The organism is Sporolactobacillus sp. CQH2019 (genome assembly GCF_028765345.1).
In the GTDB taxonomy this organism is placed as follows: Bacteria; Bacillota; Bacilli; order Bacillales; family Sporolactobacillaceae; genus Sporolactobacillus.
Map to the genome: position 1 here is coordinate 162,283 of NZ_JARAJZ010000011.1, position 23,012 is coordinate 185,294.

23 protein-coding genes, 8 tRNA genes and 1 pseudogene are annotated in these 23,012 nt (G+C 50.2%); 5 read left to right on the forward strand and 27 right to left on the reverse strand.

The features are described 5' to 3' along the window. Window positions 1–302: 302 nt before the first annotated feature. The 5 genes from glmM to sigW form a co-directional block, all read right to left on the reverse strand. Entirely contained in the window at window positions 303–1,661 is a 1,359-nt protein-coding gene (gene glmM, locus OYT88_RS15740; RefSeq protein WP_274401291.1) for a phosphoglucosamine mutase, read from the reverse strand. 112 nt (window positions 1,662–1,773) lie between these two features. Then, a complete protein-coding gene (locus tag OYT88_RS15745; RefSeq protein WP_274401292.1) occupies window positions 1,774–3,054 on the reverse strand; it encodes a CdaR family protein in 1,281 nt (426 codons plus the stop codon). Beyond that, on the reverse strand, window positions 3,047–3,868 hold the full coding sequence (cdaA, locus tag OYT88_RS15750; protein ID WP_274401293.1) for a diadenylate cyclase CdaA: 822 nt from the start codon (window positions 3,866–3,868) through the stop codon (window positions 3,047–3,049). Before cdaA ends, OYT88_RS15745 begins: the two co-directional genes overlap by 8 nt. 242 nt (window positions 3,869–4,110) lie before the next feature. Then, window positions 4,111–4,512: an anti-sigma factor family protein gene (locus tag OYT88_RS15755; RefSeq protein ID WP_274401294.1), complete on the reverse strand. Its 402-nt coding sequence runs from the start codon at window positions 4,510–4,512 to the stop codon at window positions 4,111–4,113. Next, window positions 4,499–5,086, reverse strand: coding sequence for an RNA polymerase sigma factor SigW (gene sigW, locus OYT88_RS15760; RefSeq protein WP_274401295.1), 588 nt, complete (start codon window positions 5,084–5,086; stop codon window positions 4,499–4,501). Before sigW ends, OYT88_RS15755 begins: the two co-directional genes overlap by 14 nt. A 186-nt stretch (window positions 5,087–5,272) precedes the next feature. On the opposite strand from sigW, the gene OYT88_RS15765 reads away from it, so the two are divergent. The 3 genes from OYT88_RS15765 to OYT88_RS15775 all read left to right on the forward strand — a co-directional run bounded on the left by OYT88_RS15765 (window position 5,273) and on the right by OYT88_RS15775 (window position 7,518). Then, window positions 5,273–5,425, forward strand: a complete 153-nt coding sequence (locus OYT88_RS15765; RefSeq protein WP_274401296.1) for an aspartyl-phosphate phosphatase Spo0E family protein — start codon at window positions 5,273–5,275, stop codon at window positions 5,423–5,425. Between the two features lie 243 nt (window positions 5,426–5,668). Next, a complete protein-coding gene (locus OYT88_RS15770) occupies window positions 5,669–6,325 on the forward strand; it encodes a TetR/AcrR family transcriptional regulator (protein ID WP_274401297.1) in 657 nt (218 codons plus the stop codon). Beyond that, entirely contained in the window at window positions 6,322–7,518 is a 1,197-nt protein-coding gene (locus OYT88_RS15775; RefSeq protein WP_274401298.1) for an Acg family FMN-binding oxidoreductase, read from the forward strand. Before OYT88_RS15770 ends, OYT88_RS15775 begins: the two co-directional genes overlap by 4 nt. 146 nt (window positions 7,519–7,664) lie before the next feature. Here the strand turns inward: OYT88_RS15775 and OYT88_RS15780 are convergent. The 13 genes from OYT88_RS15780 to OYT88_RS15840 form a co-directional block, all read right to left on the reverse strand. Next, window positions 7,665–7,737: transfer RNA gene (locus OYT88_RS15780), tRNA-Ala, on the reverse strand. 8 nt (window positions 7,738–7,745) lie between these two features. Further along, window positions 7,746–7,820: transfer RNA gene (locus OYT88_RS15785), tRNA-Gly, on the reverse strand. 103 nt (window positions 7,821–7,923) lie between these two features. Continuing rightward, window positions 7,924–8,009, reverse strand: a tRNA-Leu gene (locus OYT88_RS15790). Between the two features lie 13 nt (window positions 8,010–8,022). Then, window positions 8,023–8,098 (reverse strand) — tRNA-Lys (locus tag OYT88_RS15795). Window positions 8,099–8,119: 21 nt separating this feature from the next. Beyond that, window positions 8,120–8,204, reverse strand: a tRNA-Tyr gene (locus OYT88_RS15800). 24 nt (window positions 8,205–8,228) lie between these two features. After that, window positions 8,229–8,304, reverse strand: a tRNA-Thr gene (locus OYT88_RS15805). A gap of 7 nt (window positions 8,305–8,311) precedes the next feature. Next, window positions 8,312–8,384, reverse strand: a tRNA-Val gene (locus OYT88_RS15810). 4 nt (window positions 8,385–8,388) lie between these two features. Next, window positions 8,389–8,460: transfer RNA gene (locus tag OYT88_RS15815), tRNA-Glu, on the reverse strand. 300 nt (window positions 8,461–8,760) lie between these two features. Then, a complete protein-coding gene (locus OYT88_RS15820; protein WP_274401299.1) occupies window positions 8,761–8,916 on the reverse strand; it encodes a hypothetical protein in 156 nt (51 codons plus the stop codon). Window positions 8,917–9,017: 101 nt separating this feature from the next. After that, the gene (locus OYT88_RS15825) at window positions 9,018–9,779 is read right to left on the reverse strand and encodes a M15 family metallopeptidase (protein ID WP_274401300.1); all 762 of its coding nucleotides are present in this window, start codon (window positions 9,777–9,779) and stop codon (window positions 9,018–9,020) included. 209 nt (window positions 9,780–9,988) lie between these two features. Further along, entirely contained in the window at window positions 9,989–10,150 is a 162-nt protein-coding gene (locus OYT88_RS15830) for a hypothetical protein (RefSeq protein WP_274401301.1), read from the reverse strand. Window positions 10,151–10,294: 144 nt separating this feature from the next. After that, the gene (locus OYT88_RS15835; RefSeq protein WP_274401302.1) at window positions 10,295–11,104 is read right to left on the reverse strand and encodes an AAC(3) family N-acetyltransferase; all 810 of its coding nucleotides are present in this window, start codon (window positions 11,102–11,104) and stop codon (window positions 10,295–10,297) included. A gap of 153 nt (window positions 11,105–11,257) precedes the next feature. Beyond that, window positions 11,258–11,683, reverse strand: a complete 426-nt coding sequence (locus tag OYT88_RS15840; protein ID WP_274401303.1) for a universal stress protein — start codon at window positions 11,681–11,683, stop codon at window positions 11,258–11,260. 325 nt (window positions 11,684–12,008) lie between these two features. Here OYT88_RS15840 and OYT88_RS15845 point away from each other — a divergent pair, with 325 nt between their 5' ends. Further along, window positions 12,009–12,992 carry a DMT family transporter gene (locus tag OYT88_RS15845; protein ID WP_274401304.1) on the forward strand — a complete coding sequence of 328 codons (984 nt, stop codon included), beginning with the start codon at window positions 12,009–12,011 and terminating at the stop codon, window positions 12,990–12,992. 148 nt (window positions 12,993–13,140) lie between these two features. Here the strand turns inward: OYT88_RS15845 and OYT88_RS15850 are convergent, their stop codons facing one another. Further along, on the reverse strand, window positions 13,141–14,238 hold the full coding sequence (locus tag OYT88_RS15850) for a TIGR04053 family radical SAM/SPASM domain-containing protein (protein ID WP_443217524.1): 1,098 nt from the start codon (window positions 14,236–14,238) through the stop codon (window positions 13,141–13,143). Continuing rightward, window positions 14,235–15,617 carry a protoporphyrinogen oxidase gene (gene hemG / locus OYT88_RS15855; RefSeq protein WP_274401305.1) on the reverse strand — a complete coding sequence of 461 codons (1,383 nt, stop codon included), beginning with the start codon at window positions 15,615–15,617 and terminating at the stop codon, window positions 14,235–14,237. Before hemG ends, OYT88_RS15850 begins: the two co-directional genes overlap by 4 nt. Window positions 15,618–17,192: 1,575 nt before the next feature. Between hemG and OYT88_RS15860 the strand changes: the two are divergent. Continuing rightward, window positions 17,193–17,276, forward strand: a pseudogene (locus OYT88_RS15860) (YjcZ family sporulation protein); the annotation flags it as partial. A gap of 183 nt (window positions 17,277–17,459) precedes the next feature. On the opposite strand, the gene OYT88_RS15865 reads toward OYT88_RS15860, so the two are convergent. Genes OYT88_RS15865 through OYT88_RS15895 form a run of 7 tightly spaced genes read right to left on the reverse strand, consistent with a single transcriptional unit; the run spans window position 17,460 to window position 23,009 of the window. Beyond that, window positions 17,460–18,323: a PHP domain-containing protein gene (locus tag OYT88_RS15865; protein ID WP_274401306.1), complete on the reverse strand. Its 864-nt coding sequence runs from the start codon at window positions 18,321–18,323 to the stop codon at window positions 17,460–17,462. After that, window positions 18,320–18,760: a GNAT family N-acetyltransferase gene (locus OYT88_RS15870; protein WP_274401307.1), complete on the reverse strand. Its 441-nt coding sequence runs from the start codon at window positions 18,758–18,760 to the stop codon at window positions 18,320–18,322. Before OYT88_RS15870 ends, OYT88_RS15865 begins: the two co-directional genes overlap by 4 nt. A gap of 7 nt (window positions 18,761–18,767) precedes the next feature. Further along, entirely contained in the window at window positions 18,768–19,472 is a 705-nt protein-coding gene (phnL, locus tag OYT88_RS15875; protein WP_274401308.1) for a phosphonate C-P lyase system protein PhnL, read from the reverse strand. A gap of 5 nt (window positions 19,473–19,477) precedes the next feature. After that, window positions 19,478–20,101: a DapH/DapD/GlmU-related protein gene (locus OYT88_RS15880; protein ID WP_274401309.1), complete on the reverse strand. Its 624-nt coding sequence runs from the start codon at window positions 20,099–20,101 to the stop codon at window positions 19,478–19,480. 9 nt (window positions 20,102–20,110) lie between these two features. Next, window positions 20,111–21,298, reverse strand: a complete 1,188-nt coding sequence (locus tag OYT88_RS15885) for an alpha-D-ribose 1-methylphosphonate 5-triphosphate diphosphatase (protein ID WP_274401310.1) — start codon at window positions 21,296–21,298, stop codon at window positions 20,111–20,113. A 9-nt stretch (window positions 21,299–21,307) separates the two neighbouring features. Beyond that, complete coding sequence (locus tag OYT88_RS15890; RefSeq protein WP_274401328.1) at window positions 21,308–22,147, reverse strand: ATP-binding cassette domain-containing protein; 840 nt, start codon at window positions 22,145–22,147, stop codon at window positions 21,308–21,310. A gap of 1 nt (window position 22,148) precedes the next feature. Beyond that, entirely contained in the window at window positions 22,149–23,009 is an 861-nt protein-coding gene (locus tag OYT88_RS15895) for an alpha-D-ribose 1-methylphosphonate 5-phosphate C-P-lyase PhnJ (RefSeq protein ID WP_443217525.1), read from the reverse strand. Window positions 23,010–23,012: the final 3 nt, after the last annotated feature.

Here is a 23,012-nt window from a genome sequence, read left to right on the forward strand (position 1 = left end):
TCTTCCTCGTCAACTATTCCGACTGCTCATCATTTCCGGGAATAGTCCAGGCGCTTTATATTCAGTTCATCCGCCCTCTCTTTCCTTCTTGAGTCAAACCTTTCGGCCAATCGGCCGCACAGAAATTCTACTTAAAAAAAATATATCTGTCAACAGACTTTCCCGCGGGCGTCTCCCCCGGCAAGAAAGCATATTTGCTATCCGCCGGCCGGATCCTCTCGCTTGCTTTGCATACTTTAAATTATTCAGATCGGTTATTCTCCGTGCCGGCCGGACATACCCATATATTATAAAATCAGAAATCAGTCCTGAATCTTACCGCCGATCTCTTTTTCGACAGTCTGGGCGATGCGTGCAACGTACGCGCTGCATGCTTCTTCGGTCGGCGCCTCCGCCATGATCCGCACAAGCGATTCGGTCCCGGACGGGCGGACGAGAACACGGCCGTCACCGGCCATTTCCGCCTCTACTTCACGAATGGCCTGGCCGACCGCCGGATTATCAGTAACATGAAATTTATCGGCCACCCGCATGTTTACCAGTTTCTGGGGATAGGTCCTGATATCGGCGGCCAGTTCGGACAGCTTTTTCCCCGTCGCCTTCATGATGCTGACGAGCTGCAGTGCGGACAGCATGCCGTCGCCCGTCGTCGAATGATTGAGAAAAATAATATGTCCGGACTGCTCGCCGCCCAGCGCATAGCCGCCCGCCCGCATTTCCTCCATGACATAGCGGTCGCCGACTTTTGTCTGCTTCGTTTCAATCTTTGCCGCTTCCAGGGCTTTATACAGGCCCAGATTGCTCATGACCGTCGTCACGAGCGTATTTTTGCTTAATTGACCCTTCGACTTTAAATAAGTGGCACAGATATACATAATTTTATCTCCGTCAACGATGTTTCCAAGCTCATCGACCGCAATCAAACGGTCACCATCGCCGTCAAAGGCCAGGCCGCAGTCAAGCCCTTTCTCTACGACGAGCGCCGCAAGCGCATCCGGGTGTGTCGAGCCGACTCCGTCATTAATGTTCTTCCCGTTCGGCGATGTGCCGATCGGCACAATATCCGTTTCAAGATCGGCGAACAAATGCGGGGCGAGTGCACTGGTCGATCCGTTGGCACAGTCGAGCCCCAGGCTTAAGCCTGAGAAATCGTCATCCTGAATCGTGTCCTTCAGGAACTGCAGGTATTTCTGGCTTCCTTCAAAATAGTCGCCGGCGGTACCGAGATCAGTGCCGATCGGCCGCGGCAGATCGTCTGTATTTTTTGCGAGAAGCATTTCGATGGTTTCCTCTACTTCGTCGCTCAGCTTAAAACCGTCGCTGCCGAAAAATTTGATGCCGTTGTCGGCCACCGGATTGTGCGAAGCCGAAATCATAATGCCCGCGCTGGCATCCATCGCTTTCGTCAGGTAGGCTACGCCCGGAGTCGAGATGACGCCGAGACGCATCACTTCGACGCCGATCGACAGTAATCCGGCAATCAGAGCTCCCTCAAGCATATAGCCCGAAATCCTCGTATCGCGCCCGACCAGGACCTTCGGGTGCTCCGTCGTTTTCGTCAGAGCATAGCCGCCCGTCCGTCCGAGCCTGAAAGCCAGTTCGGGTGTCAGATCCTGATTCGCGATACCCCTTACTCCGTCTGTACCAAAATACTTTGCCATTTTGATCGCTCCTATCTTTCCACTCGTCCAAATTCGTCTCTATTTTGAAAAATCCTCCAAGAAAACCTGATTTGCCGGCAAACGATTGGCTCGCATTGGTAACCGGCACGTCCTAGCTGATGCTGACACCGACGCTTCCGGGAGATGCATGGGCACTCAGTCCGTTCGGAACGGTCACGTCGACCGTTACCTGATGCCGGCCCGTACCCAGTCCGCTGAGATCGACACTCGCCTGTATATCTTTTGCCGTTAGATTATTGAGGTCCTGAGAATTCCCCGTAACTGAAACATCGACGTGATTCGCCGAAGTGAACGTTGCATTTCGGCCGGAACTAAGCCCCGTCATCGTAAGGGGAATCGATTGAAAATTTTTTGACCCGTATTGCCCGCTTGAACTGAAAGCCGAGCTGGCGCTGCTGCCGCTGCCTGTTGATGAAGATGATTTTACAATATGCACCGTCACGTCGACCTTCGCGGGCGAAACCCGGGTCGCGCCGGACGGAACCGGTACATCTACTGAAAATGTTTTATCGCCCGACAGCCCGTCGACGGAAACGGAAAGCGGTGAAATGCCTGTGATCGTGCTCAGCGTATTCTCGTCGGGCGCAATCACATTGACTGTATTCGCCGACAGATCAATCGAGCCGACTGAATAGCCCGATGCAGGCGTGCCGGTCGTTACCGCCTGAATGCTCAATTGTTTGGACACCCGTGTGACCGGCACCTGCACGTGAACGGCAGACGGTTCAATGGATACATCGACCTCTTTGCCGGTACTATCATATGCATGCAGCGTAATCATTCTGTCAACTGTTGCACTGGCATTTTTGACACTGACAACCCCTTTGATAAATGCGATGGAATTAACTGTATCCTCTCCGCCGGTTACGGTCACGGCTCTTGGATCAATCACCGGGTCGCCGACAAGCAAGCCGGCGCCGACCTTACTCTTGTCCAATATGTCGACGGCTACCGGAAGCTCCTTGCTGGTCTTTTTCTGTATGGTGACCCGTACAGATGACGGGACAGGCGTCACTTTCAGGCCGGTCGGGAAGCCCTGTGTCTGAACCTGTACGTCATAAGTGCCGGATTTCATATTCGTCAGATCAATGAAAGCGCTTTTCATCGTCAGCAGCTTCGCTTTCAAAATGAGATCGTTTGATCCGTTCAGACGGAGGTTTACGGACCGCGGAGCGCCGCTGACCACATATTGATTTGAATTATAGCGGACATCCAGCCCTTCCGTAATCATCATCTGCTGCGTCTGATTTGTAATGACGCTGGACGGCGTTGAAGAAGGCGTCTGCCCCGCATTCACAATGGCATAAAGCATCAGCGCTATAACAAAGGAAATAATCTTGACGAGCCAGTTTTTGCGCAGCAGTTTATCCATTATGCTTCCCTCTCCAATTCCATCTTAAAGAACCTGTGTTCTTTTCAGATTTGTTTAGTTCAGTCTGCAGGATTTCCGTCAGCCGTTCTTCAGAAATGTCGCGGAACATTTCGCCGTTTTTTGTGACCGTAATGCCGCCTGTTTCCTCCGATACAACCACGGTGAGAGAGTCGGTGACCTCGCTGACCCCCATTGCCGCACGATGCCTTGTCCCAAGTTCTTTCGAGATGAACGGACTTTCAGAGAGCGGCAGATAACAGGCTGCCGCCGCTACTTCATTTCCCCGGATAATAACCGCACCGTCATGAAGCGGCGTGTTCGGGATAAAAATATTAATCAGCAGCTGGGAAGTCAGATTCCCATGTAGAGGGATGCCCGTTTCAATATACTCATTCAGCCCCGTTTTCCGTTCTATGGACATCAGCGCCCCGATCCGGCGCTTGGCCATATATGAAGACGCCTTGACAATGGCGTCGATCATCTGTTTATGCTGTTCTTCAACAACCGTCCCCCGGGAAAAAAGCCGTCCCCGGCCAAGCTGTTCGAGCACGCGCCGCAGTTCAGGCTGAAAAATAACAATAATCGCAAACAGGCCGTATGTAATCGCATTGTTCAGGATCCATTCGAGCGTCTTCAGCTGAAACAGGCTGCTCAGAAACCAGACACCGACGATAACCAATATACCTTTCGCAAGCTGAACGGCCTTTGTGCCCCGGATAATCAGGATGACTTTATAGATCAGATAGGTGACGATCAAGATATCAATGATATCCGTCAAATAGTTTAAAATGTTAAAATGGGCCAACCAAGACATGGCTTTCATCCTCCAAACAGCCGCTCATTTTCATTATCCAATAATCCCGCGATCCCGATCCCGTGCCGAGTGCCATTGTACCGCCCATCATAGCATAGATTGTCTTCGCGGGCATTTCAACGGCTGCCGCCTGTTCAGTACATTTTCATAGTTTATGCCATAATCCATAAAAAAATGAAAAGCCCTTCGTTTCAGGGCAGCAAATCAGCCGGAACCGATGTATTGCCGGCCTTTTATTCGTATCAGGAACGGTCACCGGGCATTTTAAGCAGTATAAACTGACCGTTTCCGCTTTTTTCCCGATCGGAGGCCTGACGCCTCGCTGCAATCATCATGAGCGACATCGGAAGCGCACAGATTGCCATCCCTGTATACAACGGATGGCGGGCCGCCCAATTCCGAACCGCATGACGATGATCGGCGGGAAGTTTATCAAGAACATTTTTCGTAAAATTTATCGGCACCTGTGGGTGGACCAGCTGGTTGAGCAAATTTGCATACTGCCTCAGCTCATTAAAATGATCACGGCAGCTGCTGCAGCCGGCGAGGTGGGCGTCAAGCAAACATTGTTCTTCTTTCGTCGCTTCGCCGTCCAATACTTTATTCATCAAAGAGACATATTTTTTATGTTCACCGCTCGCCATTTTTTTCACCTCTGAAAGCAGTCATATTTTTTCTCAGCATTTCACGGCCGCGATGAATTCTTGTTTTCACCGTTCCGACAGGAATACCCATAATTTCACTTATTTCTTTCAGGCTGAGATCCTCAATATATTTCAGAATGACGGCCGATCGATACTTTTCAGGGAGAAGGCTGATCTCGTGCTGAATAATTTTCTCCATCTCGGCACGGATGATCCGTTCATCGGGCAATATTTCCCCGCCGCTCAACAATTCTTTCAGTACAATCCCGTCAGCACCCGGTATTTCGGCGTCAAGCGAGACACTCGGTTTCTTCCTCCTCAATGAATCAATTGAGAGGTTGGTTGCGATGCGAAAGATCCACGTGGAAAAGCTGCGGTTATTGTCAAATTGATCAATATGTTTGTATGCCCGGATAAATGTTTCCTGAGACAGATCTTCAGCTTCCTGGCGATTGCCGACCATTCTCAGACAAATCGCAAACACACTGTTTTTATATCTGTCGACGAGTTCTGCAAAGGCCTGATGATCGCCTTTTTTAACCCTCCTGATCAGCCGTTTCTCCTTCTGTTCCATCTTAACCTCTCTTTTGCATCAATATGTCATACGAAAGAATACCGAGTCAAGTTTCACAAATGAAACGGCGCCGGAACTCATGACAGAGGCCCGGGACAGTCATTCAGAAAAACCGACATCGTTTGTTTTATTTTTTAAATGAACGGGTATTTGAATATAACTTAAACAGAATATGGAGGCGAGCCGATGAACAGGAAGGATCTCAGTAAAAAAATCGAAAAATTGCGCGACCGCCTTGTCCTTACCGCCATTAAAGAGCCGCTGTCTTCCCCGAAAATCCAGCACATGAGCCGCCGCCTTGACAAGTTACTGAATAAATACGAGCAATTAATCAGATAATCGCAATTAGAGAAGGCACGGCCCGCCCGTGCTTTCTTTTGTCGTGAACAAAATCGAACGCAGCAGGGTTTCCGGTTACTATTTGTTACTCAAATTATACCATAATAATACGGGACGGATATGACCATATTCGACATGTTACGACGTTCCTCACAATATTGACAGAAAGAAGAATTTAGTGAACAATAAAGTAAACCGGCAGTTTACTTTATTGTTCACTCATCGCTATCGGAGGTGGCACCAGTGAAACTTGAAGAGGAAAAAGCCATGCGCAGAGATAAAATAATCGGCGCCGCGGAAAAGCTGTTCTTTTCAAAGGGATATGAGCAGTCGACGATGGATGACGTAGCCCGTGAAGCACATTTCAGCAAACGTACGGTCTATGCCTATTTCACAGGCAAAGAACAGCTTCACTTTGAAGTGATGATCCGCGGGTACAGGCAGCTTATTGCTTTGCTGAAAAAGGAAGAGAAGAGCGTGAAAACCGGCCCCGCCGGTGACAGACTTGAGCGGATGACCTATGCCTTTTACCGATTCAGTACCGATTTTCCCGATTATTTCGCTGCTGTCTTCTCCTATGAAAACGGCGAGAGCGATTTTCAGAAGGGGATCCCCGATCAGTCAAGAGAAGAATGCTACAGGCTCGGTGAGGAAGTCTTCGATATGCTGGCCGGCCTGCTTAGAAAAGGCCAGGAGGAGGGGAGCTTCAGGAATGATCTGGATCCTGTAGAAACGGCGATTGTCCTGTGGTCCTGTATGGTCGGCGTATTTAATACATCGAAGGTCAAAGCCAACTATATTCAGAATTATCATCACATATCGGCTGGGGATCTGATTTCAGCTGCTTTCCAAATGATGATCCGTTCGCTTCGAAACGAAAACGGAGGTTTTCATGAATGAAAAAACAGGGAGTGAAAAAAACAATGCTCATCATTCTTTGCAGCCTGGGCACCGTCATTCTGGCGGCATTTCTTTTTCTTCTTCTGATCAGCGGCATTTTCCTTCCGCGGCATTACCTGGAACCGTGGAATAAAAATTATGCGCTGAAATTTGACGATCCGCGCATTCAGCTGGCGGCATACGGGCTTCTTGCGGCGAACGGCCACAACATGCAGCCGTGGAAAATCCGGCTTGACAAGAGCGACCCGAGGATCTTTTACCTTTACGCGGACAGCAGACGGATGACAAACGAAGTCGACCCCTATGCGCGCCAGATGATGGTCTCTCAGGGGACCTTTCTGGCCTACATGCAAGTCGCCGGCGAGAAAATCGGCTACCGAACGGATATATCCTTATTTCCGGACGGAGCCTACGATGAGAAAAACCTTTCGACAAGCATGGATACAAAACCGGTCGCAAAAATTACACTCGGGAAGACCGGCCCGCAGCAGAGCCCCCTCTATAGTGCGCTGTTTGTCCCGGACACGAACAGAGGGCCTTATAAAGCGGACAGGCTGACCGCCGCACAGACCGGCCGCCTCGAAAGCCTCTCAGAACCGGACGTATCGGTGAAAGTTTATCAGGATCAGGCGGATGTCGCCCGATTGAACGATTATGCGATGAAGAGCGCCGTCGTTGAGTCCGGTGTGAAGCGGGTTATGGATGAATCGGCCGCGATTTTCCGGGCCAACGAATATCAAAAGAATAAATATCGCTATGGATTTTCCGTCGAAGGCCAGGGCACATCCGGAATCATGGTCCACCTGCTTCAGGGGCTTGTCACACTTTTTCCTTCGATGAACAGCGGAAAAGCGGCGTCGGACCTCTTCGTCAAATCGACGCAGGCATCGGTTGACAGCACGCCGGCATATATCATGATTCAGACGAAAGACAACCGCCGTGAGAGCCAGGTGAAAAGCGGCCTGATATACAGCCGGCTGATTCTTGAGGCCGGTCATCTGGGGCTCGCCGTTCAGCCGCTCAGCCAGGCTCTGGAAGAATATCCGGAAATGAAGAAACTTTACAACGGCATACACCGTGATTATGCGGCGGACGGAAGCACGATTCAGATGCTCGTCCGCATCGGAAAACCCGATCAGAATGTGCCGCAGACCATGCGGCGCGATGTGACGGATCTGATCATGAAAAACTGATTGAACGCCCGATGCCGGGGCCTGTACGGTGCTCCGAAAGAGAAAAGCCGCCCCCGGGGGCGGCTTTTCCTGCTCAGTCCAAAAAAGCAGCAGGATTCCCGATTGTATAACCGGGGATCCTGCACCATCTTATGTAAGAACCGGAGTGGAGCCTAGGGGGATCGAACCCCTGACCTCCTGCGTGCAAAGCAGGCGCTCTCCCAGCTGAGCTAAGGCCCCGCAATAAATGGAGCGGAAGACGGGATTCGAACCCGCGACCCCCACCATGGCAAGGTGATGTTCTACCACTGAACTACTTCCGCAAAATAAAAGGCGCCCTCGAAAAAGCTTATCCGATGAAACAGCGCGGACTGCCTGTCCCCGCCTCAAAAGCCTTTCAAAACGCACCTCCGGTTAAACAATCAATGCGGATGAGAGGACTTGAACCTCCACGTCCGGTAAAGGACACTAGAACCTGAATCTAGCGCGTCTGCCAATTCCGCCACACCCGCAAAACAAGATAAATGGTGGGCCATGAAGGCCTCGAACCTTCGACCCTCTGATTAAGAGTCAGATGCTCTGCCAACTGAGCTAATGGCCCGCAGTTAAATAAAATTTATAGTGGTGGAGGGAGAAGGTTTCGAACCTTCGAACCCATAGGGAACGGATTTACAGTCCGTCGCGTTTAGCCTCTTCGCTATCCCTCCATACCGTCGCTGCGCATCGATCAATGGTGCCGGTCAGAGGACTTGAACCCCCAACCTACTGATTACAAGTCAGTTGCTCTGCCAATTGAGCTAGACCGGCGAAATAATGGAGGATATAGGGCTCGAACCTATGACCCTCTGCTTGTAAGGCAGACGCTCTCCCAGCTGAGCTAATCCTCCAAAGTGACCCGTACGGGATTCGAACCCATGAACCCACCGTGAAAGGGTGGTGTCTTAACCGCTTGACGAACGGGCCATGTCTCTCCGCCGCAATCGACGTTCTTAATTATATACAGAATGTGAAGGCTTGTAAAGGCAAAAATAAAAAATCATATATTCTGACTATTGGCATTTCCACAGTTCAGTCTTTCCGAATCTTCACACATGGCCCATTCTATCCTGAATGTAAACTAAACTTGTCTTACAGGGATGCCGCCCATCCTATTATACCCCTTCTATGATTTTAAGGTTGTTTTGGAATATCTGCATCTTTTCTTCCGATGTTTTTCTTGTCTGTATAAAAACAGGAATCCAACGAACGGATTCCCGTTTCCGGTTAAGTATCCGGAAACAATTTCTTCTGCTGTACCATCTGATTCATCCGATTTCTGACTGCCTGTCCGATCCGGTTATTGGGCCTCAATAATTGATAAACAGCCGCACCAATACCGATCGTCGTAATCAGTGGAAGAAGCCTCCGTCTTCGCTTCATGATTCCGCTCACCACCATGAATCATTTTATTCACTCTTTCGTGAACCCTTATAGATTGCCCATAGAGTGGGAATCCATGAACGGCAATCTTTGGCAGCCCGTCAGTGTGTAACAGAAACTTTGCCCAGATATTCCTCAAGGGCGAGGCCTTTTTCAGTGATTTCCTTTGCGGCGGCAGGCCCCACGTAGCGAAGATGCCACGCCTCGTATTCATAGCCCGTTACCGATTCTTTTCCTTTTGGGTAGCGGATGATAAAACCATATTCCGCTGCATGGGCCGCCAGCCAGGCAGCCTCGGCCGTTGTTGCGAAGGCGGGCGTCGCCGCATATTGGCCGTTGATCCCTGAAACATCAACGGCCAGGCCGGTTTCATGTTCGCTTGTTCCGGGCCTGGCGCTGTATGTCAGTGCCTTTTTTTCACCGTCTTCCCGGACATAAGTGTTGAAAAGCGTTGTCTGGGACTTGTAGGAGCGATAAGCCGACACACCCGCAAGCTGAACCCCGTCTTTCTTAGCGGCGGCGAACATGATCTCCAGAGCTTTCGCGGCAACGGGACGCATCTCCGTCAGTTCGGATTTCTCACCGGTAATAAACGGAACATTGACAGATACAAGCTGCTTGGGAACATAATTGTCCGGCAGCTTAAAATATTTATTAACCAGGACAAGTGTGCTGTCTGGATTGGCAACGGTGTACAATCCCTTATGGCTGAGAGACGAAACCGTTTTTACCGCCGGACTTGTCTGTGCCGCAGGTTTGTTCTTCTGAACATCCGTCGGCTTTATTTGATGAACCGTACCCGAACAGGCAGCCAGGCTCAGAAAAACGGCAATGACGCCTGCATAAAACATGTTTGCTTTCATATTTTCGATTCTCCATACCAAGCTTGTCTTTTATCAAATTAGTTTATTCGATTCCGTTCTGCCGGCTCTGTCACTTTTTTCTATAAAAAAGCAATAAAAAAATAATGGAAACGCGCTCTTCCCATTATTTCTACATTTTTTTAATTTATGCATCTTGATAGATCGGAAATACCTTTCTTCCTGTTCCGTCCATCCGGCGACCTGCCCTATTATCCGAAAAGCAGTTTGACATTGACAGCAATGGAAATGGCCAGGACACAGTTGGTCAGAAACAGCTTGCGGTTCAGTCTGGCCGTCTGCTGATCCGTATGATCGCCGCTGCTCTGCTGCGGTTCCTCTGTTTCTATGCGTTCTGTTTTTTTGGCCTCCACTTTCATCATCTCCTGTCAGAGAATGAACTCAATAATCGATTCTGCGCCTGATTGCTTTGATAATTTAATTATGTACTCAAGATGTTGAGGCAAAATAACCTGTTGATTAAATTTTTGTTAATATGAAAAAGAGAATCCGATCTGTTATCCTTTTCGGATTGTCTCAAACGTAAAATCAACAATTGCCCGCTGAGACATCAGCATCGATTTTGCCTGTCCGATCATTCCGCTTTGCAGCGCCTTGCTGCCGGCGCTTTTTTCAAAGGCTTTCCCGATCCTTGAAAACCTTTCCTCATGATAGTTCCAATCGCGATAGGTCACCCACTGTTTCTCGTCATGAATCAGAACCGGGCTCGAACGTCTGATCATCCGCAAACGTCCGGCAAGGCACTCGCCGAGATGCATCGACGTATTGTTGCCGTAGCCGACGCCGAGAAGCAGCACAAAACCGTTGCGATCGTATATCTTTCCTAACGGAGACGCCGGGCCGAGACCGTCGTCCAGTGCGTGCTCCGATATGATTGCACTTGCTCCGGCACCCCAGGCGGCAAAAGAATAGATCGGATGGCTGCTCCGTTTTACCCCCGGAAAAGTCCTGAAACATTCCGCTACTCGGCCCATGCCCAGTGTCGGTGTCCGTTCGGGATCAAAGGGCGGCATTTCCGCGTATATGCTTTGCCACCAGGAAGCCGGAACGGCCGGATTATCCCAGTCGCTCGGATCCGAGACATCTGCGCTGTGCGCCGGCATGACAAGGGTGCCTTCCGCCGTCAGCACTTCCTGCAGTGCCTCAATCACTGTGACCGGGCCGCCGCACACCCATCCGATCCGGCTCATTGACGTATGAACAATCACTGTCATCGTCTTTTTTAAACCGAGTCTGTGAAAATCCTCGACAAGAGCGGACCGTGTAACGGCCCGTCTGGTCTTTCTGATCGCATCCTGTTCTGTCACTTCAATTCATCTGCCTCTTTTTATTGTTCCCGCCGGGTTATCTATTTAATCATCTTTTATTCATTCAAAGGTACGAAAAAGGCACTCCGGGCCGGAGTGCCTGAATCACAAAAAATTGAGCTGACTGCGGAACCCGGCCGCTTTCCTGTCTCTCTACTTGACAATCAGAACCGGAATCTTCGACCGCTGCACAACGCCGTGACTGACACTTCCCAGAAACTCCTTAATCCCGCTCAGGCCTCTGCTGCCGATGACAATCAGGTCATACCTATTATCGTCGGCAAATTCAAGAATGGTTCGCACCGGCTGTCCTTCTTTGACGAACGTATGGGTGATGTTGGGAAGATCGCGCAAAGTCTCTTCCGTCCGGCCGACAATCTCTTTTCCGAATTTCAACGTGGATTCCCGTACTTCGCGGTAGACATCGCCGACAATAAACTGATTTGTCGGCACGGTCACAACATTGAGCACGTCAAGAATCGTGTGATCGTCCAGCTGCGCAATCTCGGCTGCTTTTTGAAGCGCTTTCTTTGACAACTCCGAATCATCATAAGAAACCAGAATCTTTGAGAATAACAACGTGATCACCCGCCCTTTTGTCTTTCTGCTTCCTTTTTTATTTTAACATATCAGAAACAGATTCAAATACAGGAGCAGGGAATTGTAATCGGATTTATCAAAAATTTTTTTGCCGTGATATGAAAAATCATGAATATCCAGTTGAAAGTAGGTTACATATTTTTAATATCTGTGCTATATTAATGCTTGTGAATATAGAGCCAATATATATTAGTTGTTTACGCTTACATTACATTTTCTGGAAAAGCCGGTCTTTCGCGGCTAAGATTTTTCTGAAGCGATCAGATCACCTAAAATTTATGGTGAGAAATCGAGGTTTTGAAAAATGAAAAAAGGCTACATTTTTATAGCCTTCTCCACGCTTTTTTTCAGTACGATGGAAATTGCCATCAAACTGGCAGCTTCCGACTTTAACCCTCTGCAATTGAATCTGCTTCGTTTCTTAATTGGGTCTATTATTCTAGCACCGCTGGCGATACAGCACTTAAAAGGAAGCGGATTTTCGCTTAATAAGAGCAATATCCTGTATTTTCTGTTCTCCGGTTTCATGTGTGTGGTTGTCAGCATGACCTTCTTTCAGATGGCTATCGTCTATTCAAAGGCGTCGATCGTCGCTATCCTGTTCAGCTGCAATGCCGTGTTCCTGATTCCGTTCGCTCATTTCTTTCTAGAAGAAAAGCTGACGAAACTGTCGCTGCTGTCGCTGTTGATCAGCCTGGCAGGCATGATATTTATCGTCAATCCTGAAAATCTGACCAATGTGACCGGCATGACGCTGTCGCTCCTGGCCGCAGTTACTTTTGCGCTTTACGGCATTATCGGCAGAAGAGGCAGTCTGAAGTTCGGCTATGACGGCGTTGTCCAGAGCAGTTTCAGTTTTTTGGCAGGCAGTGCCGAACTTTTTGTCTTGATCCTGATAACTAAAATCGGTTCGGTCGCCCACTGGCTGCAAAGCATCGGACTCGGTACTTTCAGCAATGTTCCCGTCCTGCAGGGAATTTCCTGGAGCACACTGCCCAGCCTGATTTATCTTGGCGTCTTCGTTACCGGCCTCGGATTCAGCTTCTACTTCCTGGCGATGGAAGAAACATCGGCGGCGACCGCATCGCTGGTCTTCTTCATTAAGCCGGCTCTCGCTCCGATTCTTGCCCTGTTTATTCTTGGCGAAGCCATGACGGTAAACGTTCTTTCCGGAATCGTGCTTATTCTGGCCGGCTCCTGCATCGCCTTTATTTCCGATAACCGCGAAAGCAGGCTGGCCGCCGCGCGGAAATCTTCCGTCCACGCAAGCCGCGTCCAGGCAAGATAATATAATTTTGAACAGATTTTAAAACGCAGAAAAAAGGAAAAGAGGAATGCCGCTTTTTTTGATGGCATTCCTCTTTTTTACACGGAGCCGCCGCTCTTTTTGCAGAAGACATCCGATCATCCGGACGCGCCGTTTCCTATGCCCCCGGTCAGAGATTAGCCTGCGCAGCCTCTCTGTACTTCTTCGGAATATAAATGCAGTACGGTTCGGCAGCCTTATAATCTCCTGTAACCGCATAGGCTCTCGACCTCGAACCTCCGCAGATAAAACGGAACTCGCACACGCCGCATTTTCCTTTTGTGGAATCCGGGTCGCGCAGTGCCTTAAACACCGGATGATTCCGGTAAATATCCGGCAATGGCATATCACGGATATTCCCGCAATTGATCGGCAGAAATCCCGAGGGCTGCACATCTCCCGTATGACTGATAAACACAAATCCGTTGCCGTCATTCGTTCCCCGCGGTGCTTTGGCCAGATCGTCATGAGGCCTTCCGATCAGTTTCAGGCCCAGTTTCCTGCGGCGCTGATTTTCCTGAAAAGCGACGCGGCGGTAAAACTGCGCTTCGGTTGTCGACACGATATACGGCATGTGTTCCTGCAGATTGAATGCCCAGCGCAGGACTTCTTCATGCTGCTCCGGAGTAACCGGTTCAAGGGCTTTCCCGCGCCCTGTCGGTACAAGAAAGAACAGCGTCCAGACAGAAACACCGCATGTTTTCATCAGCTCGGCCATCTCAGGCAATTGATCCACATTATATTTGGTGACCGTTGTGTTAATCTGAAATTTTATCCCCAGTTCGTTTAAATAAGAGATCCCCTTCATTGTCCGGTCGAAAATGCCCGGGACTCCGCGGAAGTCATCGTGCGATTTCGCGTCCGGGCCGTCCAGAGAAAAAGCCCAGCGCGCAATGCCGGCTTCTTTAGAGCGGAGCACGGCTTTTTTCGTCACGCGCGGCGTCGCGGAGGGCGTTATCGAAACACGCATCCCCTTCCCCGATGCATAGGACGCCAGTTCAAAGAGATCGTCCCGCATCAGCGGATCGCCGCCTGAGAAGACAAGCAGCGGGTTATGCATCGAGTAGATCTGATCGATCAGCTCTTTTCCTTCCTCCGTCGAGAGTTCTCCCGGATAGGGATGCAGCTGGGCGGCTGCCCGGCAGTGTTTGCAATGAAAAGGGCACATCCGGGTGACTTCCCAGATTGCGATAAAAGGGTCCTGATTATAGTCGCGTACCATCATCATTCGTTCACCGCTTTCTCTTTTTCTTCCAAATACGCTCCGACTCTTTCCGCTACATTCATGGCATTGTCCACACAATCCGGAAGGCCGACACCATGGAACATGGCTCCGCATGCATAGACCCCTGCCCTGTTTTCCAATGCCTGCTCAAATGCCTGCACACGTTGGATATGATTGACGGTATATTGCGGCATATTGTCTATTTGACGAGTAATCACCGAAAACAGCGGAGTGCCAAGTTTCCCGACCCTTCTTAAGTCGGCCAGGGCTTTTTCCTCAATTTCTGCGTCGCTCTCTTCAACAATGGCCGCATTGTCCGCTGTTCCGACGTACGTGCGGACGAGTGCGCAGTCTTTCGGGGCCGCATGGGACCATTTACGGTCCATCCAGCTGCATGCGGTAATATTGAGCCCCTCTTTTCTCGACACGACGTAGCCCGTTCCGTCCAACGATTGCACCGCATCTTTTTTGAAGCCCATCGCTACGGTTGCCGTGGTGGACCGTTTATCATTTGTCAGGCTCCACGCCTCCGGAAAATCAAGCAGCGGGCCCAGCTGTTTCGGCGAAGTCGCCACAATGACGGCATCGGCTTCCATGACTGTGCCGTCACTCAGAACAGCCTTGCCGGGCTCCGCATGGCTGACCGGTGTATTCATTATGACGTCGTCCGCAAACGACGCCAGCCTCTCCGGCAGGACATCGAGCCCGCAGGAAAGGCTCAGAAAACGTCCCTCGGCCTTTTTCGGCGCTCCCGCCTGCTTCGGCGGCTGAATGTGTTTCATACCCAGAATCAGGCTTCGATGTTTTTTTTCGATTGACGCAAATTGCGGCAGCGTCGCTTCCAGGCTCATATCCGACAGATTGCCGTTGTAGATCCCGGATAACAGGGGCTCAATCATATTGGTGACCAGCTCCGGCCCGAGCCTCCTGCCGAAAAACTCGGCCAATGAAATATCCCTGCCCCTGTAAACACGCGGAATCAGCAGATCGAGCCCCGCACGCAGCTTGCCCATCGGACTGATCAGGCCGGTCGTTACCATCGGAAGCATCTTTGTCGGAATACCCATAACCGATCCTGCCGGCATTCTTCTGAGACGATGATTGACATAAATATAATATGTACCTGTATTTGATCGGACAAGCTGATCGCCCAGCCCCAGCTCTTTAATCAGCGCCGTCAGTGTCGGCTTGCGCGCCATATAACCCTCCGGCCCGCATTCGATTAAAAAGCCGTCACGGCGCACGGTTTTTACCTTTCCACCGATTCGTCCGGAAGCCTCGAGCAGAACGACCCGAGCCTGCGGCCGCCGCTTTTTCACATAATAAACCGCAGCCAGTCCCGATATTCCCGCTCCGACCACAATGACCTTCTGACTGTCCAAAAAAATGCCCCCCCTGTGCTTCTATTCATTCTCGCTTATTATAACTGAAGCTTTTAAAAATTGAAGGACCCGACACAATTTTTCATAAATATAGCATTCATATAAATATTATCACTAGATAACTAATCATAAGCTGTAAACTGTTTCAATTTGTTGTCATTTGAATAGCGCTTTCACGAATAGGCGGTATCTGCCGGGATAAGGAATAAAAATTCATGAAGAGCTCTTTATTGTAAAGGAAGAGACAGAAACGAGGGGCTGCCGAAGCGCGTAAATTACCCATGATGATCCGGGATCAGCCGATCTCTCCGTGTCATCCAAAAAAAAAGACCCTCTCGGGCCCGAAACAGGGGGTTAAACTCATTGAATAAGCTTATCCTATCGCCTGTTTCTTAAGATTCTCTTAACATCTCTCGCCGAGATGCAAAAAGATGGGGAATAGTTATTGCTTCATTCGTGCAAGATTTACTATATCACATATTTTACTGCTTTACCATATTAGCGAAGTAGAAAATTAAATTAAAATATGAGTCTCTCTTTAGCCGATTTTCCTGCTGTACCGTCAATTGATGATCGATTCTTTCCGAGACTGTCATCTCCCGAAAGACGAAGAGCGTGCCGCGATCGATAAACCGTGCATGTCAACCGATAAACTGCTACTAACGGCCGATAATGGGCTGAAATCCGATCCAATCAGGCCGCCGGCCGGTATCCCCTCATCCTGAAAAATTCGACAATCGCCCTGTTCAGGCGGGGTATCGCCCCATCAGGGGTTTATCGCCCCGGAAAAAGATTGAATCGCCCTAAGGCAGCGAGCGATCGCTCCGAAACGGAGCCGATTCGCCCTGTTCAGGCGGAGTATCACCCCGTCAGGAGTTTTTCGCCCCGAAAAAAGATTGAATCGCCCTAAAGCAGTGAACAATCGCCCTAAAATGGGGCCGATTCGCCCTATTCTGGCGGAGTATCGACCCATCAGGAGTTTATCGCCCCGGAAAAAGATTGAATCGCCCTAAAGCAGTGAACAATCGCCCGGAAATGGGGCCGATTCGCCCTATTCTGGCGGAGTATCACCCCGTCAGAAGTTTATCGCCCCGGAAAAAGATTGAATCGCCCTAAAGCAGTGAACAATCGCCCTAAAATGGGGCCGATTCGCCCTGTTCAGGCGGAGTATCGCCCCATCAGGAGTTTTATCTGGACCGTTAGGACCGATAAATTGCTAAACGGCCTGCCGCGGTTGATTAAATCAATCGGGTACAGTTTGCTGTTCTGATTATTCGCGCTTATTGATTCCGGTCCGTTAACTGTTGATATTTTGCTTTTTACTGGTGATATGCCGGCCCATTGGCAATTGACCGGGAACGCGGGTCCTGGCCGCAGATCGTCCGTGCTGCGGATCGCATTAAATAAACATTTGTTTGAGACTATCAAAGATCAATCGAGAAACGTTTCCATCCTTTTCCTGCACCCCCGCGCATCGTGTCTACGTTGTTTTCTTAATTTAAAAAGTTTTTTCTCCCTGTCTGTTAATGCTGTACGATCAAGTAACAGGAGGTATCTGCTCTTTGGATATGACGGGGCTGCAGCTACGGCAGCAGTTTGGCTCCGATCGTCGTTCTGTTCATTCTGCTGATCATTGTCGGCACCGCTTTCTGCCATTAAGGAAAGCCGGCACTGGTACTCATAGGCCCCTCTTGTTTCAGGGCAGCTTGCAGCGGGTGCCCTTTGAGGTTTTCTATTCTTATCTTATCTGTGCATCGTCCTCCTGCCGTTCAATGAATCTTTAGCTGGCCCGACTGCATGAAAAATGGATTCTCCGAGAGAAAGCCGGAACGCGGAAATTTCTCATTGTTGCGTGTGGACAAGATCTCTCCTGATCTGAAGCGCCGCGAACCAGTCAGGCTCCGCACATTTTAATCCTGGAACGGAATCGGTATCGCTGTAAAATCCGTGAAAATCGGAACCGCCCGTCTGCACCAGATGATACTTTGCCGCCAGTTCCTGCGCTCTCTGTTCTGCCTGCTTGCCATGCAGAGGATGGCGGACTTCAATCCCTTCCAATCCCTCACGGACCCAATCCGCCACGGCGGAAAAATTGTCAAACTGACCGGGGTGGGCAAGAACCGGAACGCCTCCTGCTTCGCGAATAGCGTGAATGGCGTCGCCCGCATCGAGATAGCGGACCGGGACGAAAGCCGCTCCCGCAGGACTCCGATCGTCCCCCCTATAAAAGAGCTTTTTATACAGGCTGCTGTAAATAGCGCTCGTGTACCCTTTTTGAATGAGGACGTGCATGATATGCTGTTTAAAAACGCCTGTTCCCGCTTCCGCCAGCTTGGAAACTTCTTTCCAGCTGATTTCGTAGCCAGCCCGGACCAGTTTTTCAACCATTTGATAAGAAGCGTTCTGGCGGGCCTCCCTGAGCGGACCGCAGAGCCTTTCCAGCGCCGGATGGCCGGGTTTCACATATAAGCCGAGAATATGGGCGCGCCGGTCCCGGCGGAAATCGTAGGCTGAAATTTCGATACCCGGAATGATATCTATCCCGGCACTTTTTCCTAGATTCACGGCCCGATCGAGACCGATCGTCGTATCATGGTCGGTGATCGCCAGATGATCGACGCCGTTCCGCCCGGCGATATGAACAACGTCCCCGATCGAAAAGGAGTTATCGGAAGTGTTGGTATGGCAGTGCAAATCGATGGTCATTTGTTCAGCTCCGTTCTAAAACTGATTCCGTGTCTCTGAAAACCCAAACTATCGTAAAAGGCATGGGCGCCGCTTCTTTTTATATCACTGGAAAGCATCAATTTGTAGCATCCGTTATCTTTTGCGCGCTGCATGGCATCATCCATCATTTTTCGTCCGATTCCGGCATGGCGGGCATCCGGGGCGACGGCCACATTTTCTACAATCGCGATTTTCAGGCCTCCGTGCCCGAAATTATCGAGGATAATCAGCGTATAGGTCCCGATCATCTTGTCTTCGGGACAGACGCAGTAGATTTTATAGTACGGATAGCGCCGAATTTCATGGAAAAGCGCCCGTGCCTCCTCTTCCGGCATCCTCTTCTTTTCGTCAAGTTCGCTTAAAAGGCGAAGATATATACGTATTTCTTCCGGTTTCAGTTCGCGTATCTCTGTCATAGTTCAATCAGGCCTCTTTCAAAAGTCCGAATTCAAGCTTATAATTCCGGTCGACAACGGATTCCATAAAATCAAGGTCGTGAAAGATTCCGATCATCGTCGTGCCGCTTCGTTTCAATTCATTAATACGCGCCCTGACCGTCTCTTTCGACGCCTGATCGAGAGAAGCCGTCGGTTCATCAAGCAGCAGCAGCCTTGATTGTCCGACCATCGCCCGGGCAAGATTGAGGCGCAGCTTTTCACCGCCGCTGAATGTTCTCGGAAATGTATTCCAGAGGGATTCGGGAATCACAAAATAATTCAGTATTTCTTCTGCTTTCTGTTTTGCGGAAAACTCGTTTTCCCCCAGGGCGAGCACCGATTCCATGACAAATTCCAGCGCCGTGACCCGGGGCATGATATCAAGAAACTGCGAAACATAACTGATTTCTTTTTTTCGGATGGCGATGATTTTTCTTTCTTCCGCATCGGCAAGATCAATCGTCCCAAATTGTTCGGAAGGATAATAGATATGCCCTCCCGTAGGCAGGTATGTTCTGTAGATGCACTTTAAAATAGTCGATTTGCCTGCTCCGCTTTTACCGGCTATACCCAGAAATTCTCCTTTTCGGACCGAGAAGCTGATGTTATCGCACCCTACAATTTTCTTTCGGCCGGACTGGTGCATCGCAAAGATTTTCTGCAATCGGTCTACCCGAAGCATCTCCTGCATTTCGATCACCTTCGTTCATGAATTAATTTCAAAAAGGAATCGACATCGCACAATTCATGAAAATGCTCTTCAAGTTGGCTGCGGTCCCAGTTCCACCATTGACTTTTCAGAAAATCCTTAATAATAGGATCGGAAAATCGCCTGCGAAGCGGTCTTGCAGGAACCCCGACGGCAATTGTATAGGGTTCAACGTCCTTTGTGACCACCGCTCCGGCACCGACGACCGCCCCTGTCCCGATCGTGACTCCGGGCATCACCGTCGCCGAGTGGCCGATCCAGACATCATGGCCGATCGTGACTCTGTTTTCCCGGCGCCAGTCAAAAATCGTGTCATCATCCGTGTCTGAAAACCGATATCGGATTCTCCGGTAGGTCAGATGATGCTGGGTTACCCGCCACATCGGATGATTGCCCGGATTGATACGAACATGAGAAGCGATGGAACAGAACTTGCCGATAGTTGAATAAATGATGGTCGCGTCTCCGTCCGTGTAACTGTAATCGCCGAACTCTGTTTCTTCTATTTTTGTATTCGGCCCGATATCGGTCCAGCTTCCCAGATAACTGTCGATGACCGTTGAACTCGGATCAATGGTCGGCTGTTCGCTCAGCAGCCTGTGCTCTGTCATAGTTATCACCTATTTCACTAAAGTATCTACATGGTCCGGAGCAAGATACGTCAATTGGCACACCTTTTTGCCATCGACGATTACTGTCTGCAGGACCGGCCGCTTCTGATTTTCAGCTACAATTAAGACATCCGCTTTTTTACCGATTTCTAGTGAACCGAGCTGACGGTTCAGTTTCATGGCACGGGCCGGATTCAGCGTCACCATATTGACCGCATCCGGGAAAGTCATGCCCAGATCATAATGAAGTTTAAAGACAGCATGAAGCAGAGAGGAAGGATAATAATCCGAACAGATCATATCGACCAGCCCTTCCCGAACCGCCTCCCCGGCCGACAGGTTGTTGCTGTGCGATTTGCCCAGCAATAGATTCGGAGCCCCCATAACGACAAACATTCCCATATCTTTCGCCGCTCTGGCCACTTCAATCGTAATCGGAAATTCACTGATCGATGCCTTCCAGTCATGGATGACCAGCAGTTTTTCCAGCGTGTCGTCGTCATGAGAAGCGACCGGGATGCCCTGCCGTACCGCAAGATGGGCAAGCTCTTTAATCGCTTCCGGATTCAGCTTGGGCTGGTGCATCGTTTCCCGGATGATCGCGTCGGCCTCTGCTTCCGAATAGTGGCGGTGGCCGACAAGCAGGCGGCGCTGGACTTCAAGATCGCGGTACTGACCCTGGCCGGGTGTATGATCGGTCAGTGAAAACTCATTAATTTTCCCTTGCCGGATCAGATCTTCAACCTTGGCCGCCGCATCCAGATTGGCAATCTCATAACGCAGATGCGTCTTATGGCGGATCAGGCGGCTTCCCTTAGCCAGCCGGTCGATATCTTCGATCAGCTTAAAGACGGTTTCATTCTGTCTCGGCCAGCGGACCGTATTGCTTTTCATCAGGGAAATGGAGTGAAAGATTGTCGTGATGCCTTCACTCGCCAGCTTCTTTTCCAGTTCAAAAAAAGAAAGTTCAATCGGGAACTTGCTTGTCGGTCTCGGTTCAATTTCGATTTCGATCGCATCGCTGTGTGAATCGAGGATCCCGGGCATCACCCAGCAGCCGCCGGCATCGATGTCGCCGGATTCGATGACAGCCGGCTCTGCTTTTTCAATAGCCGTGATCGTGTCATCTTCAATCGACAGCGTTCCCTGCCCAATGACCTGATCGGGAGTTACAATTTTACCATGATAAATTTTCATGCCGGCACCTCACAACAAAGATTGAACAAGCAATTGCGTGTAGGGATGATGCGGATCTTCAAGGATCTGGTCGGTCAGGCCGCTTTCCACAAACCGGCCCTGCTTCATGACAATCGTCCGGTCACAGAGCATACGGATCACACCGAGATCATGGGAAACGACAATCATGGCCGTATGGCTTTCACGCTGAATTTTGCGGATCAAGTCAAGAACGCGGGCCTGAACCGACAAATCGAGGCCGGTTGTCACTTCGTCAAGCAGGAGAATCGAAGGATTATTTGCCAGCGCCTTTGAAATCTGAACCCTCTGCTGCATGCCGCCGCTGAAATGAACGGGTTTTTCATCCATCCGGCTTAAGGGAATTTCCACATGCTCGAGCAGAGCGGCGGCGCGGTTCCGGATCTGATGAACGTTGAAAGTACCGGCAGCGATCAGCTTCTCTGCAATATTTCCGCCGCTTGAGAAATTCATCTTCAGGCCGAGCCACGGATTCTGATAGACCATTCCCATCAGGTAATTTTTTATATAGCGTTTTTGTTGCGCAGATTCAGCAAAAATATTGGCTTTCCCTTCCTTAAAGGTGGCGATCAGGCCGGTTCCGGACGTCACAGGGGCGTCGAAATACAGACTCCTGACCAATGTGCTTTTCCCGGATCCGCTCTCACCGACGATGCCGAGAATTTCGCCTTCATAAAGGTCAAGATCAACGTGAATGCATGCCCAGACACTTCCGCAGTAAGGGCAGCGATTATTGGAATCCGGCAGATCCTCCGGATTCTGGCAATGGATACACCCCTTGCCGAACCGTTTGTTCAAATCACGGATACTGAGAATCGGCCGATCCATCATGTCACTCAATCGAATGTCTCCTTTCCCGTCTCTTCCGGCAATTATCCGTATCAGAACATTGGTAAACCTTTTCGCCCGTCTGCTCATCGTAGATCTCATCAAGGAAGGTGTCCGTGCCCCCGCAGAGGCGGCATCTGCATCCTTCAAAATGTTCCGTTTCGAACGGGTAGTCTTCGAAAGCGAGCGGTATCACATCCGTATAAGGCGGAACGGCATATATTTTCTTTTCCCGTCCCGCCCCGAACAGATACAAACCTTCCGCCTGATTCAGTTTAGGAAGATCAAACCGGGGGATCGGGCTCGGGTTAATAATATAACGATGATTCACCATTGCCGGATAATCGGGGCCGATCGTGATTTTTCCCCATTTTACAATGTCTTCATACAGCCGCAGCCAGATACTGCTGTAATCCATCTCCGCGTGCAGCCGTTTCGTTTCTTGTTCGCGGGACTCGACACGGCGCAGAGGCTCGGGTTCCGGTACCTGGAATACAAGAATCTGATCCTGCCGAAGCGCAGCTTCCGGAATCCGGTGCCTCGTCTGGATAATCGATGCCTGCTCCGAATCGGTAGTCGTCGTGATTTGCGTACAGGCTTTGACCAGCTTTTTAATGCTGACGGCATTGACGCTGTCGTCGTGGCCCTGATCGATCACCTTCAGGCAATCGCCGGCGCCGATCAGCGAGAGCGTCAGCTGCAATCCTCCGGTCCCCCATCCGCGGCCGATCGGCAATTCTCTGGACGCAAAGGGCACCTGATAGCCGGGGATTGCGACGGCTTTCAAAGCCGTCCGGCGGATCTCGCGTTTCGATCCCTCGTCCAAAAATGCGTAATTATACGTTTGCAGCAGCTGGAAATCCATGCT

Coding starts and splice junctions, on each gene's coding strand:
- glmM (WP_274401291.1), bottom strand. CDS start 1,661: ATGGCAAAGTATTTTGGTACAGACGGAGTAAGGGGTATCGCGAATCAG.
- OYT88_RS15745 (WP_274401292.1), bottom strand. CDS start 3,054: ATGGATAAACTGCTGCGCAAAAACTGGCTCGTCAAGATTATTTCCTTT.
- cdaA (WP_274401293.1), bottom strand. CDS start 3,868: ATGTCTTGGTTGGCCCATTTTAACATTTTAAACTATTTGACGGATATC.
- OYT88_RS15755 (WP_274401294.1), bottom strand. CDS start 4,512: ATGGCGAGCGGTGAACATAAAAAATATGTCTCTTTGATGAATAAAGTA.
- sigW (WP_274401295.1), bottom strand. CDS start 5,086: ATGGAACAGAAGGAGAAACGGCTGATCAGGAGGGTTAAAAAAGGCGAT.
- OYT88_RS15765 (WP_274401296.1), top strand. CDS start 5,273: ATGAACAGGAAGGATCTCAGTAAAAAAATCGAAAAATTGCGCGACCGC.
- OYT88_RS15775 (WP_274401298.1), top strand. CDS start 6,322: ATGAAAAAACAGGGAGTGAAAAAAACAATGCTCATCATTCTTTGCAGC.
- OYT88_RS15820 (WP_274401299.1), bottom strand. CDS start 8,916: ATGAAGCGAAGACGGAGGCTTCTTCCACTGATTACGACGATCGGTATT.
- OYT88_RS15825 (WP_274401300.1), bottom strand. CDS start 9,779: ATGAAAGCAAACATGTTTTATGCAGGCGTCATTGCCGTTTTTCTGAGC.
- OYT88_RS15845 (WP_274401304.1), top strand. CDS start 12,009: ATGAAAAAAGGCTACATTTTTATAGCCTTCTCCACGCTTTTTTTCAGT.
- OYT88_RS15850 (WP_443217524.1), bottom strand. CDS start 14,238: ATGATGATGGTACGCGACTATAATCAGGACCCTTTTATCGCAATCTGG.
- OYT88_RS15865 (WP_274401306.1), bottom strand. CDS start 18,323: ATGACCATCGATTTGCACTGCCATACCAACACTTCCGATAACTCCTTT.
- OYT88_RS15870 (WP_274401307.1), bottom strand. CDS start 18,760: ATGACAGAGATACGCGAACTGAAACCGGAAGAAATACGTATATATCTT.
- phnL (WP_274401308.1), bottom strand. CDS start 19,472: ATGCAGGAGATGCTTCGGGTAGACCGATTGCAGAAAATCTTTGCGATG.
- OYT88_RS15880 (WP_274401309.1), bottom strand. CDS start 20,101: ATGACAGAGCACAGGCTGCTGAGCGAACAGCCGACCATTGATCCGAGT.
- OYT88_RS15885 (WP_274401310.1), bottom strand. CDS start 21,298: ATGAAAATTTATCATGGTAAAATTGTAACTCCCGATCAGGTCATTGGG.
- OYT88_RS15890 (WP_274401328.1), bottom strand. CDS start 22,147: ATGATGGATCGGCCGATTCTCAGTATCCGTGATTTGAACAAACGGTTC.
- OYT88_RS15895 (WP_443217525.1), bottom strand. CDS start 23,009: ATGGATTTCCAGCTGCTGCAAACGTATAATTACGCATTTTTGGACGAG.